7 protein-coding genes are annotated in these 14,513 nt (G+C 63.7%); 2 read left to right on the plus strand and 5 right to left on the minus strand.

All coding sequences use genetic code 11. From position 1 onward, the window contains the following. The first annotated feature begins 108 nt into the window (after positions 1-108). Entirely contained in the window at positions 109-3,309 is a 3,201-nt protein-coding gene (locus ACQ4WO_RS12120; RefSeq protein WP_436481642.1) for a PAS domain-containing protein, read from the plus strand. Here ACQ4WO_RS12120 and ACQ4WO_RS12125 read toward each other — a convergent pair. From ACQ4WO_RS12125 to ACQ4WO_RS12140, 4 genes are read right to left on the minus strand one after another with little or no spacing between them, the layout of a single operon-like run. Next, positions 3,306-6,185 (minus strand): hybrid sensor histidine kinase/response regulator, encoded by a 2,880-nt coding sequence (locus tag ACQ4WO_RS12125; RefSeq protein ID WP_436481643.1) that lies wholly within the window; start codon positions 6,183-6,185, stop codon positions 3,306-3,308. The two genes, ACQ4WO_RS12120 and ACQ4WO_RS12125, sit on opposite strands and share 4 nt — an antisense overlap. Positions 6,186-6,192: 7 nt before the next feature. Continuing rightward, entirely contained in the window at positions 6,193-7,383 is a 1,191-nt protein-coding gene (locus ACQ4WO_RS12130; RefSeq protein ID WP_436481644.1) for a hybrid sensor histidine kinase/response regulator, read from the minus strand. After that, positions 7,373-8,254, minus strand: coding sequence for a CheR family methyltransferase (locus tag ACQ4WO_RS12135; protein WP_436481645.1), 882 nt, complete (start codon positions 8,252-8,254; stop codon positions 7,373-7,375). Before ACQ4WO_RS12135 ends, ACQ4WO_RS12130 begins: the two co-directional genes overlap by 11 nt. After that, positions 8,254-11,736, minus strand: coding sequence for a response regulator (locus ACQ4WO_RS12140; RefSeq protein ID WP_436481646.1), 3,483 nt, complete (start codon positions 11,734-11,736; stop codon positions 8,254-8,256). Before ACQ4WO_RS12140 ends, ACQ4WO_RS12135 begins: the two co-directional genes overlap by 1 nt. A gap of 281 nt (positions 11,737-12,017) precedes the next feature. On the opposite strand from ACQ4WO_RS12140, the gene ACQ4WO_RS12145 reads away from it, so the two are divergent. Continuing rightward, entirely contained in the window at positions 12,018-12,470 is a 453-nt protein-coding gene (locus tag ACQ4WO_RS12145) for an Hsp20/alpha crystallin family protein (protein ID WP_436481647.1), read from the plus strand. Positions 12,471-13,007: 537 nt separating this feature from the next. Here the strand turns inward: ACQ4WO_RS12145 and ACQ4WO_RS12150 are convergent. Beyond that, positions 13,008-14,354 carry an MFS transporter gene (locus ACQ4WO_RS12150; protein WP_436481648.1) on the minus strand — a complete coding sequence of 449 codons (1,347 nt, stop codon included), beginning with the start codon at positions 14,352-14,354 and terminating at the stop codon, positions 13,008-13,010. Between the last annotated feature and the right edge of the window lie 159 nt (positions 14,355-14,513).

Consider the following 14,513-nt stretch of genomic DNA (forward strand, 5'->3'; position numbering starts at 1 on the left):
TAGCATAGGGCCGCATGGGCGCAGGGATCAAGTGGTACGCTGTTTTCCTCCTGCAAGAGGGTTGCCCCATGGTATATTCCGGGCATCAGTTTTCCCCTTATCGACACGGTGCACGCAAACAACATTCTTTCCTTGCTGGACGCCGAGCATAGTGCGCTGGGCAGCATCGCGGCAGGCGCCGACCTGGCCCCTGCATTGGAGCATTTGTTGCTGGCGCTGCAAGAGCTGGCCGACGGCGGCGCGCATGCCTGCCTCGTGCTGATCGACGAGGCCGACCGCTTTTGCGGCTTGTCCGCGCCCAGCCTGCCACAAGACCTGTGCCTGGCCCTGCGCCACGGCGGCGAGCAGCCATCCCCGTTCGGCACGGCGGCTTTTTCCGGCGCGCCCGTGTATTGCGGCGACATCACGCGCGACGTGCACTGGAGCGCGGGGCGCAAGGAAGCCTTGCTGCACGGCTACCGCGCCTGCTGGGTTGCCCCCGTGTTCGGCGCCAAGGGGCATATCCTGGGCGTGCTGGGCCTGTTTTTCCAGGTGACATGCCATCCCACGCAACCGGAGATCGAACTGTTGGCGCTGGCCGCGCGCGTGGCCGCGCATGTCATCGAGCGGGGCCAGCTGGAACAGGCGCTGCACGACAGCCGCGAACATTTTCATTACGCCATCGAACTGAACACGCAAGTGCTGTGGACGGCCGATATCGACGGCAAGCTTGACTATGTCGCGCAGCGCTGGCGCGAATGGACGGGCGGCAACGGCCTGGGCACCAGCTGGCTGGAAGCCATCCACCCCGAAGACATTCCCCATTCCTTGGCGGCCTGGAGCGAAGCGGTGGGCAGCGGCCAGCCTTTCGACCAGGAAATGCGCGTGCGCCGGCAGGATGGCCAGTACCGCTGGGTGCATTCGCGCGCATATTGCCGCCGGGACGAACGCGGCCAAGCCGTGAAATGGTATGGCTCGTGCGAGGATATCGACGAACACTGGCAGGCGCGCAATGCCTTGCTCGACAGCGAGGCGCAGTTCCGTTCGCTCGCGTCCACCATGCCCAACCAGGCCTGGCTGGCGCATGGCAGCGGCGCCACCTACTGGGTCAACGAACAGGTGTGCGAATACACGGGACAATCGATGAAGTCGCTCGTGTCCAGCGGTTTTCGCCACTGCGTGCATCCGGACGACGTGCAGACTACGCAGAGAAGCTGGGACCGGGCCGTCGCCACGGCCAGCGCCTATGAACAGGAGTTCCGCATGCGCCGCGCCAGCGATGGCGCCTACCGCTGGTTTCTCGCGCGCGCCTTGCCCCTGTTCGACGAGGCGGGCAAGGTGCTGCGCTGGGTGGGCACGAATACGGACGTGCAGGAACAGAAGAACGTGCTGGAAAAGATGGCCTACCTGAATTCCTCGCTGGAAGTGGAAATGGCCAATCGCACGGCCGACCGCGACCGCATGTGGCGCCTGTCGACCGACATCATGCTGGTGGCGGACCTGTCCGGCATGATCATCGCCGTCAATCCCGCCTGGAGCAAGATCCTCGAGCGCCCGGAAGTCGAATCGCTGGGCATGGACTTCATCAGCCTCGTGCATCCCGATGACCGCATGGCGGCCTTGCAGGACTTGTCGCGGCTGGCCCATGGCGCGCCCACCTTGCGCATGGAAAACCGCTACCGGCGCCGCGATGGCGGCTACCGCTGGATTTCCTGGACGGCCGTGCCGGCGCAAAAGCTGATCCATGCCATCGGCCGCGACGTCACCGATGAAAAAGAGGCGCGGCTGGCGCTGGTGCGCAGCGAGCAAGCTTTATTGCAGGCGCAAAAACTGGAATCGATCGGCAAGCTGACGGGCGGCGTGGCCCACGATTTCAATAACGTCCTGCAAATTATCTCCGGCAATTTGCAGTTGCTGAAACTGACGGTGGCGGACAATCCGCAGGCGGCCCGCCGCCTCGATTCGGCCGCCTCGGCCGTCGAGCGGGGCGCCAAGCTGTCGTCGCAGCTGCTGGCCTTTGCGCGGCGCCAGCCGTTGAGACCGCTGGTGACGGACCTGGGGCGTTTGCTGCGCCGTATGCATGAGCTGATCCGCCGCGCGCTGGGCGAAGCGATTACCGAGGAAACCTTCATCAGCGACGGCCTGTGGCATACGCTGGTCGACCCGAACCAGATGGAAAACGTGCTGCTGAACATGGCCATCAACGCGCGCGATGCGATGGACAAGGGCGGGCGCCTGACTTTTACCTTGAGCAACGTCACGCTCGACGCCGCCTACGCCAGCCAGCATGCGGACGTGCTGGAGGGGCAATACGTGCTGCTGACCATCACCGACACGGGCCACGGCATGGAGCGCGACGTGATCGACCAGATCTTCGAGCCCTTCTTCACCACCAAGCGCGAAGGCGAGGGCACGGGTCTGGGCCTGTCCATGGCGTACGGCTTCATCCGCCAGAGCGCAGGCCACATCAAGGTGCACAGCGCGCCGGGCGCCGGCACGACGTTCAAGATTTACCTGCCCCGTTCGCTGGAAAAACTGGCCGAACCGCCACCGAGCCTGACGGGTCCCGTGCTGGGCGGTGGCGAGACCATCCTCGTCGTGGAAGACGATGCGCCCGTGCAGCACACGGTGGTCGACATGCTGCGCGGCCTAGGCTACGACGTGTTGCATGCGGACGATGGCGCCTCGGCGCTGGCCCTGCTGGGCACGGGCGTGGCCATCGACCTGCTGTTTACGGACGTGGTCATGCCCGGTCCCGTCAGCAGCAAGCAGCTGGCGCAGCAGGCCAGGCTGCTGCTGCCGGAACTGGCCGTATTGTTTACCTCGGGCTACACGCACAACGCCATCATGCAGGGCGGGCGGCTGGACCCTGGCGTGGAGCTGTTGAGCAAACCGTACCAGCGCGAAGACCTGGCGCGGCGCATCCGCCATTTGCTGGCCGACCGCCGCCTCGTGGGCGCGCCCGACCCTTCTGGGCGGCGCATCCTGCTGGTGGAAGACAATGACGATGCGCGCGAAATGACGACGGAAATGCTCAATATGCTGGGGCACACCGTGCACGGCGTGGCCAGCGCGGAAGCGGCCATGCCGCTGTTGGCCATGCCGGGCCTGGACGTGCTGGTGACGGACATCAGCCTGCCCACCATGTCCGGCCTGGAACTGGCGCGCCATGCGCGCGCGCACTGGCCGCAGCTGGACGTGGTGTTTGCTTCCGGCCACGACTGGGGCGCCAGCCTGATGCAGGATGCCAGCGCGCGTTTCCTGCGCAAGCCGTTTGGTCTGGAAGAGCTGGCCAGCGCACTGAAGGCGCGCCGGCTCGACGTCTACTAACTTGACGCCAGCAAGGCTTGCTGCAATTGCTTGACGGTAAATGGTTTCACCAGGAAGCGTGCTTGCGGGTCCAGCACGCCGGAATTGGCCGGCGCATGGCCGGTGGAAAATACCACTTCCAGCTGCGGATAGTCGCGCGCCGCCAGCTCGGCCAGTTCGGCGCCCGACATGCGCGGCAGGCTGATATCGGTCAGCAGCAAGTCCAGTCCCGGCGTGCCCAGCAGGGGCAAGGCTTCCTCGGCCGTGCCCACGGCCAGCACCCTATGGCCGAGCATGGCCAGCAATTCGCTCGTCATGGCGCGCGCGTCCGCATTATCTTCCACCAACAAAATATGTCGTCCCGCCGGCTGTGCGGGTGCGGCAGGTTGCGGTGGTGCCAGCTGCGCGCGGTACTGGTGCAGGGCCGTCACGTGGCGGCCATTGGCCAGCAGGTGGCGGATGCGCCGCGCCAGGTCTTCGCGGCGGTACGGTTTGCTCAACAACTCGACACCCGGTTCCAGCCGACCGCCCTGCATCATGGCATCCTGCGTGTAGCCCGAGGTAAACAACACGGCCAGCTGTGGCAGCAGCATCCGGGCCTGGCGCGCCAGCGCCGTGCTGGCCACCTTGCCTGGCATCACCACGTCCGTAAACAGCAGGTCGATGGGAACGCCGCTGCCGATGACGGCCAGCGCGCTTTCGCCATCGCTGGCGCGCAGCACGACGTAACCCAGGCCGCGCAACATGTCGACCACCGTCGTCTGCACGTGCACGTCGTCTTCCACGACGAGAATGGTTTCCTTGCCGCCCAGCACGGGGCCGCCCAGTTGCAGCGGCAGTTCCGTTTCCGCTTCAAGCGAGCGCGGCAGATAGATGCGGAAGGTGCTGCCATGACCGGGCAGGCTGTCCACCGTCAGGTGGCCGCCGCTCTGGCGCAGGAAGCCGTAGGCCATGGACAGGCCCAGGCCCGTGCCTTCGCCTTCCTTCTTTGTCGTGAAGAACGGCTCGAAAATCTTGTCCAGCAGCTCGGCGGGAATGCCCGTCCCCGTATCCGAGACGGCCAGCTGCACGTAGTCGCCGGGCGCCACGTCCGCATGGCGGGCCGCGTAGTCGCTGCCCAGCACGATGTTGCTCAGTTCGATGGTCAGCTGGCCCTGGCCATCCATGGCGTCGCGCGCATTGATGGTCAGGTTGAGGATGACGTTTTCCAGTTGGTGCGGGTCGACCAGGGCGCGCCAGCAGTCGTCGGCCAGCAGCCAGCGTGTGTCGATGGTTTCGCCCGTGGCCCGTCGCAGCAGCTCTTCCGTCGAGCGCAGCAGCTGCGCCAGATCCGTCACCAGCGGTTTCAGCGGTTGGCGCCGCGCAAAGGCCAGCAGCTGGGCCGACAGCTTGGCGCCCCGTTCCACGGCGGCCGAGGCGCTGGCGATGCGCTTGGCGGCCAGCGGGTCGTTGTCCAGGCTCAGCTGCAGCAACTGCAGATTGCCTGAGATAATTTGCAGCACGTTATTGAAATCGTGGGCCACGCCGCCCGTCAGCTTGCCCAGCGCTTCGAGCTTTTGCGATTGCAGCAGGGCCATCTCGCTGTGGCGCAACGATTCCTGCATGCTGCGCAAGGTGCTTTGCGCTTCCTTTTCCAAGGTGACGTGGCGCCCGGTGGCGAAAATCAGGTCGCCTTCGGTGGCCGCCACCCACGACAGCCAGCGGTGGCCGCCGTCGCGGTGCCGGTAGCGGTTTTCAAAGCTGGGCAGGGCCTCCTGCGTCACTTGCGCCAGCGCCTGGCGCGTGGCGGCGGCATCCTCGGGCAGCACGAAGTCGAACAGGCTGCGGCCCAGCATTTCCTCGGGCAGCCAGCCCAGGATGGCGCCGGCGGCCGGGTTGACGGCGGCAAAGCAGCCTTCGGCATCGATGGCCACCATCAGGTCTTGCGCGCTGCGCCACAGCCGCTCGCGCTCGCTGTTGCGCGCGGCCAGGTCCGCTTCCAGCTTCTTTTCCACGGTGATGTCGCGCGCGCTGCAATACACCTTCTCGCCTTCGGGCACGGCCACCCACGACAGCCAGTGCCAGCCGCCCAGCTTGTGGCGGTAGCGGTTTTCGAAGCGCAGCGCCGGCTGGCCCTGGTTGGCAGCATCCCAGGCCGCATAGGTGCGCGGCAAGTCGTCCGGATGGATCAGTTCAAAAAATTTCGTCGTGCGGATTTCCTCCGCCGACCAGCCCAGGGTGGCTTGCCAGGCGGGGTTCGAGTGTTCGAAATAGCCGTCGAGGTTGAGCACGCCCAGCAAGTCGGGACTGACGTTCCAGGTGCGGCCGAATTCGCGCGTGCGCTCGGCCACTTGCGTTTCCATGCTGGCAGTCAGGGCGCGCAAACGCGATTCCGCCCGGGCCCGCAAAATGGTCGACCAGACGCGTTCCGACACTTGCACGGCCAGTTCGATCTCGTCCGCATGCCACAGGCGCGCCGCGCTGCTGTGCACGACGAACAGGGCCTCCAGCTGGCCATCCTTGGCAATTGGAATGTTCAGGAAGGCGCGGATGCCCAGGCGCGCGAACGCGGCCAGCGCTGCCGTGCGCGGATCGCTCGCCACATCGCTGACGGCCAGCGCCTGGCCGGCGGCCAGCGCATCGGCCAGGCCTGCCGCGTAATCGCCGAGGAAATACTCGCCGGCGCCGCCGGGTGCCAGGCCATCGCTCCACGCATGCTGCAGGGTGGGGCACTGCAGGGTCTGGTCGATATCGAAACAGGCCACTTGCTGGGCGCCCAGGCGCTGTCCCAGCAGCTGCGCCGACAGGGAAAGAATCTCGCCCGTGTCTTGCAGAAGGCGCAGCCGGCGTTCCAGTTGCAGCAAAAAAGCGACGCCGCTGGCGCCGGCCTGACTGCGGGGGACGGGGGTGCTGGTCATGCCGGCCTCAGCTGCCGGCCAGCGGCAGGGTGACGCTGAACAGGGCGCCATTGCCGGGCTGGCTTTGCAGGGTGATGGCGCCGCCATGCGCATCGACCAGCTGCTTGGTGATGAACAGGCCCAGGCCCAGGCCGCCCGTGCGGTCCTGGTGCATGACGCGCTCGAACGCGTCGAAAATACGTTCCTGGTCGCGCGCGTTGATACCGATGCCATGGTCGCGCACTTCGATGACGGCGCTGTTTTGCGTATGTGCCAGGCTGATTTCCACGGGCTGGCCCTGGCCGTAGCGTACGGCGTTGCTGATCAGGTTGACAACGATTTGCTCGACGCGGAAGGCGTCCCAGAAACCGTGGATGGGCTCGAAGGCCATCACTTCCAGTATGCTGCCCGTGGCGGCCGCATACGGGCCCAGGTCGTCCGCCACGCGGCGCACCAGGCAGGTCAGGTCGACGGCTTCGCGGCGGATCGACAGCTTGCCGCTGGTGATGCGCGACACATCGAGCATATCGTCGATCAGGCGCACCATGCTGCGGATTTGCCGCCCGTCGCGCGCCACCATCTTGCCCAGCTTGTCCGGCTCGAAGGCGGCCAGGTTGCCCCGTTCCAGGTTGACGGTGCGCATCTGCGTTTCCAGGAACAGCGTATTTAATGGCGTGCGCAGTTCGTGCGCCACCATGGACATGAATTCATCGCGCAGGCGCAGCGAGCGCTGCAGTTCAGCCTGCGTGGCGCGCAATTCCTTCAGCAGCGCTTCCTGCTGCTGGCGGCTGTGCTCGAGTGCCTGCACCTGGCGCCGCGTCTCGCTGCGCTGCTGGTGCAGGGCAACGAAGACATTGACCTTGCTTTGCACGGCATTGATGTCGAGCGGCTTGTGCAGGAAGTCGACGGCGCCGCTTTCATAGCCCTGGAAGGCGAAATTCATTTCCTTGCCGGCCGCCGTGACGAAGACGATGGGGATGTGGCGCGTCTTTTCTGTGCCGCGCATCAATTGTGCCAGCTCAAAACCATCCATCTCCGGCATTTGCACGTCGAGGATGGCCAGCGCGAAATCGTGCTCCAGCAGCAGGGCCAGCGCTTCTTCGCCGGACGAGGCTTGATAGACGCTGCGGTCGCTCTCGCGGATCAGCGCGTTGAGCGCGCGCAAGTTTTCCGGCAAGTCGTCGACGATCAGCAGTTTGGTGCTTGTTTCATTCATCATGTTTCATTCCTGGCATGTGCCGTCCAGCGTAGTGGGAAGCGGCGTGCGACGGCGCACGCTTGCGGTAGAGCTTTTCGGGACCCGGCAATGGCTCGAAGTCGGGGGCAAAGCGCGTGAAATGCGTGCTTTCCTTGCTGCCCAGGCCCAGGAATCCCCGGTGGCACAGCGAGTCCTGGAACAGGCCCAGGGCCCGCTCCTGCAAGGTTTTATTAAAGTAAATCAAGACGTTACGGCACAAAATCAGTTGCGTTTCAATAAACACGCTATCCGTGGACAAGCTGTGGTCGGCAAAGTTGATCTTGTCGAGCAGACGCTGCTGGAAACGTGCCGTGGCATGCTCGACCGTGTAATAGTCGGCCAGTTGGCCCAGGCCGCCCGCGGCCAGGTAGTTGGCGCCATATTCTTCAAGCCGGTGCAGCGGATATGCGCCGCGCGCGGCCGTGTCCAGCACTTGCGGATTGATGTCGGTGGCGTAAATCGTGCTGCGCTCGAGCAAACCTTCCTCGTGCAACACGATGGCCAGCGACAGCGCTTCTTCTCCCGTGCAGCAGCCGGCCACCCAGATCGTTGGCGACGGGTAGGTTTTCAGCACGGGCACCACGTGTTCACGCAAGGCGCGGAAAAATGCCGGGTCGCGGAACATTTGCGTGACGGGCACGGTCAAAATCTGCAGCAGGTCGCCGAAAGCGGCCGGGTCGTCCAGCACGCGCCGCTGCAAGGCAGGCACATCTGCACAATGCAAACGGTCGAGCGCATGATTGAGGCGCCGCCGTTGCGAGGGCAGGGAATAGTCGCGAAAATCATAGCTGTAACGCTGGTACAGCGCTTCCATCAGGGCGTATAGTTGCGCGTCCGTGGTGCGCTGGGACATCAGATGCGTTCCATCTTCGGCATCCACACGCGCAGCAGCGAATACAAACGATCGAGGTCGATCGGCTTGGCCAGGTAGTCGGACGCGCCCGCCTGCAGGCATTCTTCCTGGTCGTTCTTCATGGCCTTGGCCGTGATGGCGATAATCGGCAGCTTGTTGTAACGGCCATCGGCGCGGATCAAACGCGTCGCCTCCAGCCCATCCATGCCCGGCATCATGACATCCATCAGCACGAGGTCGATATCGTTCACGCTGTTGAGCTTGCTGATGGCTTCAAAGCCGTTACGGCCGATTTCCACCATCACGCCTCGCTGTTCCAGCGCATTGGTGAGGGCAAAGATATTGCGCACGTCGTCGTCCACGAGCAAAATCTTGCGCCCTTCAAACACGCGTTCGCGGCTGCGCACCTGCTGCAGCATGCCCTGGCGCTCGCTCGACAGTTCGGATTCCACCTTGTGCAGGAAGAGGGTGACTTCGTCGAGCAGGCGTTCGGGCGAGCGGGCGCCCTTGATGATGATCGAGCGTGAATACTTCATCAGGTCCGCTTCTTCCTCGCGGCTCAGGTTGCGGCCCGTGTAGACGATGACGGGCGGGAACGAGCACAGCTCTTCATGCTCCATGCGTTCGAGCAACTCGTTACCCTGGATGTCGGGCAGCTTCAAGTCGATGATCATGCAGTCGAAAATCTGCGTTTTCAGCAATTCCAGCGCCTGCTCGCCCAGCGCCACGGCCGTGATTTCCACGTCGTCGTCGCTGATCAGGTGCACCACGCTTTCGCGCTGGCGTTCGTCGTCCTCGACCAGCAGGATGCGTTTCATCTGCTGCGTGAATTTCGACTCGAGTTTGCGGAACACTTCCTTCAACTGCTCGCGCGTGCGCGGCTTGGTGGCGTAGCCGATGGCGCCCAGCTGCATGGCTTCCTGGATCTGGTCGTTGCCGGACACGATGTGCACGGGAATGTGGCGCGTCAGCGGGTTTTCCTTGAGCTGCTGCAAGACCAGCAAGCCCGGGCGGTCCGGCAAGCCCATGTCCAGCAGGATGGCGTCGGGCAGGAATTCTTCCGCCAGGCGCAAGCCTTCGTCGGCGCCGTGCGCCACCAGGCAGCGGTATTGCATTTCATGCGCGAGGTCGAACAGGATGCCGGCAAACGACGGTTCATCCTCGATCACGAGCACGGAACGCTGGCCCGTCTTGACGGCTGGCACGCTGTCGCGGTCATCCTGGAAGGTGGGCAGCGGCACGGGCTTGGCGGCGGGCGCGGCCTTGGGCGCGGCGGCCACGATTTTTGCGGGCGCTTGCGGCACTGCGGCCTGGGGCGGCTCCGCTTCCACGGCGCGCTCCGGCATGACGGCCGGCAACACCAATGTAAACGTGCTGCCCTGGCCTGGCGTGCTGGCCAGCTCGATGCTGCCGCCCAGCAAGGCGGCCAGGTCGCGCGAAATCGACAGGCCCAGGCCCGTGCCGCCATAGCGGCGGCTGGTGGTGCCGTCGGCCTGGTGGAAGGCGTCGAAAATCTTGTGCTGCTGGTCGTCGGCGATGCCGATGCCCGAATCCTGCACCTGGAAGCGCACCTGGCCGTCCGCGCCGCTGCTCACGTGCAAGCTCACGGTACCCGTATCGGTAAACTTGATGGCATTCGACAGCAGGTTTTTCAGGATTTGCTCGAGGCGCTGGCGGTCGCTGACGAGCGACGGCGGCGAATCCGGCGCCACCTTGACGTCAAAAACGAGTTTCTTTTGCTGCGCCTGGGCGCCGAACAGCATCTTCATGCTGCTGAGCAGTTCGTCGAAAGGCACGGCTTCCGGCGTCAATTCCAGCTTGCCCGCCTCGACCTTGGAAATGTCGAGGATATCGTTGATGAGGGTGAGTAAATCGTTGCCGGCCGAATAAATGGTTTGCGCAAACGTCACTTGCTCGGGCGTCAGGTTGCCGCTGGTGTTGTCCGACAGCAGCTTGGACAGGATCAGCGAGCTGTTCAGCGGCGTGCGCAGCTCGTGCGACATGTTCGCCAGGAATTCGGACTTGTAGCGGCTGGCCCGCTGCAGCTCTTCCGCGCGCGCTTCCAGCTGCGCGTGCGCCTGGACGATGGCCATGTTTTTCTGGTCCAGCGACAGCGCCTGCACGGCCAGTTGCCCGTTCGACTGCTCGAGCGCCGCCTTTTGCTCTTCCAGGTGGGCTTGGGACTGTTCCAGCACGCGCGACTGTTCGCCCAGCTCTTCATTGGCCGTGCGCAGTTCTTCCTGCTGCACTTCCAGTTCTTCATTCAGTTGCTGGGTTTCTTCGAGCACATTTTGCAGGCGCTGGCGGTACAGGGCCGCTTCCAGCGAGGTGCCGACATTCGCGGCAATCAGGTTCAGCCATTCCTTGGCGCGGGCGCTGACGGGATGCGTAAAGCCCAGTTCGATGACGCCGTTGACGACGCCTTCATTGTTGACGGGTGCCAGGACCAGTTCCAGCGGCGCGCCGCGGCCCAGGCTCGACGTCACGGTCAGGTAATTCTCGGGCACTTGCTGCACATGCTTGAGGCGTTTTTCGCGGGCCGTCTCGCCCACCAGGCCTTCGCCCAGCTTGAAAACCTGTTTTCCCTTCACCCCTTGTTCGTTGAAACCGTACACGGCCGTGCGGCGCAGGCTGCCATCCTCGTCGACCACGTACAGGGTGGCAATGGCCACGTCGAGGCGGTGGGCGAGGAAATCCAGCACGTGCCGTCCCAGTTGCGGCAAGGCCAACTGGCCGCTCGTGTGGGCCGCCAGTTCCGTCTGCCCCGTGCGCAGCCAGGCTTGCTCCTGCAGCACGTCGTTGTCCTTGCCGCGCTGCTCGAGCGCATCGTTGTAGATATCGGACAGGCGCAGCAGTTCGCGCCGTCCCAGGTAGGCAAGCAAGCCCGACAATCCCAGGCTGAGGACAAGGAACACGACCACAGCCAGCATGGTGCGGCTTTCGGCCGTATCGACCCGTTCCTGGCGCAGCCGCTGTTCCATGGACAGGAAGGCGAGGAATTCGCGGCGGATTTCGTCAAATTCCAGCTTGCCTTCGCCCTGGCGCACGCGCGCAAGGAATTCCTGGTTGTTGCGGCGCTGGGCGATCACACCTTCGGCGTAATCGAGCCACTGGCCTTGCAGCGCGCGGATGCGGCGCAAGCGGTCCACCTGGATGGGGCTGTCGGATACCAGGTCCAGCAGGGTGGTCATTTCGACGGCGATCTTGGCCTTGCCCGATTTATATGGCGCCAAAAACGTTTCATCGCCCGTCAGCAAATAGCCGCGCATGCCCGTTTCCAGGTCGACCGACAATTTCATGACTTCATTCGCGTTGCCGATCACCCGTTCGGAATGCTCGACCGAGCGCAGGGCCGAGAGCAGGTAGGCGATCAGGGCGACGAACACGAGGGCCGTGACGACCCCGATGACCAGCGGCAAGGTCACGTTGCGGGCGAGGATGCGGCGAAAGCTGAAGGAGTCGATCGGGGTCTTGGTATTCATCATGTCCGTGTAAGGCTGTCGCGAAAAAATCAATTTTAATTGAAATGCAAGATTTCTGGTGGTCAAGCATAGCGTGCGCTAGCATAACAGCCTTGGGGCATTTTTCGCAGGCGCAAGGTAACGCAATGCGGGGCAGCGCACAGATGAAAGTAGAGGAAAATCAAGGTGATCACGATTGAGGCAGATCAAAGAGCTTGGTTGTTGACCTCCTAAGATGCAGGAGGTGGCGAGGTCCAAGCGGACGGCCGCCGTGTGCAAACCAGCCCATGCAGGAGGACATCATGGCTAATCAACTGATCCGTCGCGATCCGCAAAACCCGCTGGCACGTGTCGACCCGTTCAGCGACATGGAAGAATTCATGCACGACTTTTTCGCGCCCGCCTTGCGCTTGCGCGATGGCGGTTCGGTACGCATGCGTGTCGATATTTCCGAAACCGAACAAGCTTATCAGGTGCAGGGGGACATTCCTGGCGTCAACAAGGACGATATCAAGGTCTCCATCGACGGCAACCGCGTCTCCGTCAGCGCCGAACTCAAGGATGAGCGAGTGACGCGCGACGGCGGCGGCAAGACCGTGCGCAGCGAACGCGAGTACGGCCAGCAGTACCGCAGTTTCGTGCTGCCGCACGAGGTGGACGAGGCTGGCGCGCAGGCCCGTTATGAAAATGGCGTGCTGCTGCTGGACTTGCCGAAGAAGGAAGGCACGGGTGGGCGGCAACTGCCAATACAGTGAGCCAGGCCGGGTTTTAGCCGCATAGGCTAGATTAGCGCAGCGTAATCCGGCAATCTTCGTGGCGGCGCCTGTCGGCTTACGCCCTGCGGGCTAAGCCGACCTACGAAAACACGCCGGACGGTGCCGGCGGTTTTGGGGTGTTCCGGGTGGCGGGGCGCTGCCACCCGGATTGCGTCTATATATATGTCAGTTTTTAGTTGAGTAGGTCAGATTAGCGCAGCGTAATCTGACAATCTTCGTGGCGGCGCCTGTCGGCTTACGCCCTGCGGGCTAAGCCGACCTACGAAAAAACGCCGGATGGTGCCGGCGTTTCCTTGGGTGTTCTGGGTGGCGGGGCGCTGCCGCCCCAACTGCTTAGCTGCGTAGGTCAGATTAGCGCAGCGTAATCTGACAGCTTCGTGGCGGCGCTTGTCGGCTTACGCCCTGCGGGCTAAGCCGACCTACGAAAAAACGCCGGACGGTGCCGGCGTTTCCTGGGGTGTTCCGGATGGCGGCGCGCCGCCACCGGGATTGCCTATATATATGTCAGTCTATATGTCAGTCGCGGATTTCCAGCGCCCGGTTCAGGCTCAGGGCGGCCAGCGAAGCGACTGCGCCCGACAGCAGGTAGAAGCTGACATAGGCAAGGCCGAAATTGGCCGACAGGCCCAGCGCCACCAGCGGTGCGAAGCCGGCACCGACCAGCCAGGCCAGGTCGGATGTCAGGGCCGCGCCCGTGTAGCGGAAGCGGGCAGGGAAGTTGGCCGTCACGGCACCGGCTGCCTGGCCGTAGGACAAGCCCAACAGACTGAAGCCGACGAGGATGAAGACGTCCTGGCCCGTATTGCCGCCGCCCATCAGGGTCGGCACGAAGGCGCTGAAGATGGCGATCAGCACGGCCAGCACGCCCAGGGTGGTGCGGCGGCCCACTTTATCGGCCAGCACGCCGGAAATCACCACGCCGACGGCGGCCAGCAAGGCGCCCAGCATCTGGATTTGCAGGAAGTCAGAGGCCGAACGCGTCTGGTAGACGGAAATCCACGACAGCGGGAACACGGTGACGAGGTGGAACAGCGCGTAGCTGGCCAGCGCGGCGAGGGCGCCGATCAGCACGTTGCGGCCCTGGCCGCGGCTCATTTCAAACACGCTCACGGGCTGCAGTTCGCGTTCGTCCAGCAGGCGCGCATATTCATTCGTCGACACGAGGCGCAGACGGGCAAACAGGGCCACCACGTTGATGGCGAAAGCCACATAGAAAGGATAGCGCCAGCCCCAGTCCAGGAAATCTTCATCCGTCAGGGTGGTCAGCATGAACCAGAACAGGCCGGCGGCGATCAGGAAGCCGACCGGTGCGCCCAGCTGGCCCAGCATGGCGTACCAGCCGCGCTTGTTTTCCGGCGCGTTCAGGGCCAGCAGCGACGGCAGGCCATCCCATGAACCGCCCAGCGCCACGCCCTGGCCGATGCGCAGCACGGACAGCCAGATGATGGCGGCAAAGCCCAGGTGGGAATACGTCGGCAGGAAGGCGATGCCGGCCGTCGACACGCCCAGCAGGAAGAGGGCGAACGTCAGCTTGGCGCTGCGTCCCATGCGGCGCTGGATCTCCATGAAGATCACGGTGCCGAACGGACGGGCGATAAAGGCGAAGGAGAAAATCAGGAATGCATATAATGTACCCTCCAGACGTTCTTCAAACGGGAAGAAGACGCGTGGAAACACCAGCACCGAGGCGATGGCGTAGACAAAGAAGTCAAAGTATTCGGAAGCGCGGCCGATGATCACGCCGACGGCGATCTCACCGGGGTCGATATGCGATTCGACCGTGCCGGCCCCGCGTGCGTCCCGCAGGGAGTGGGGGGAAAAGTCGGCGGGTACATCCCCGCTGTGTATGCGCGTGCTGGACATGATGATCGTCTCCAATATAGTTTCGAGTTCGGCCAACGCGTAACATACCCCGGGTGTCTCACGCCCGGAGTAGGACTATTCAATGGATAGCTGTAGGAAAACTCCGCAACTACCGAGTGAAAATCCGAGCAAGGGGGTGGACAAAACGTCCAATTGCCA

Source organism: Janthinobacterium aestuarii (assembly GCF_051380835.1).
GTDB classification, from domain to species: domain Bacteria; phylum Pseudomonadota; class Gammaproteobacteria; order Burkholderiales; family Burkholderiaceae_D; genus Janthinobacterium; species Janthinobacterium aestuarii.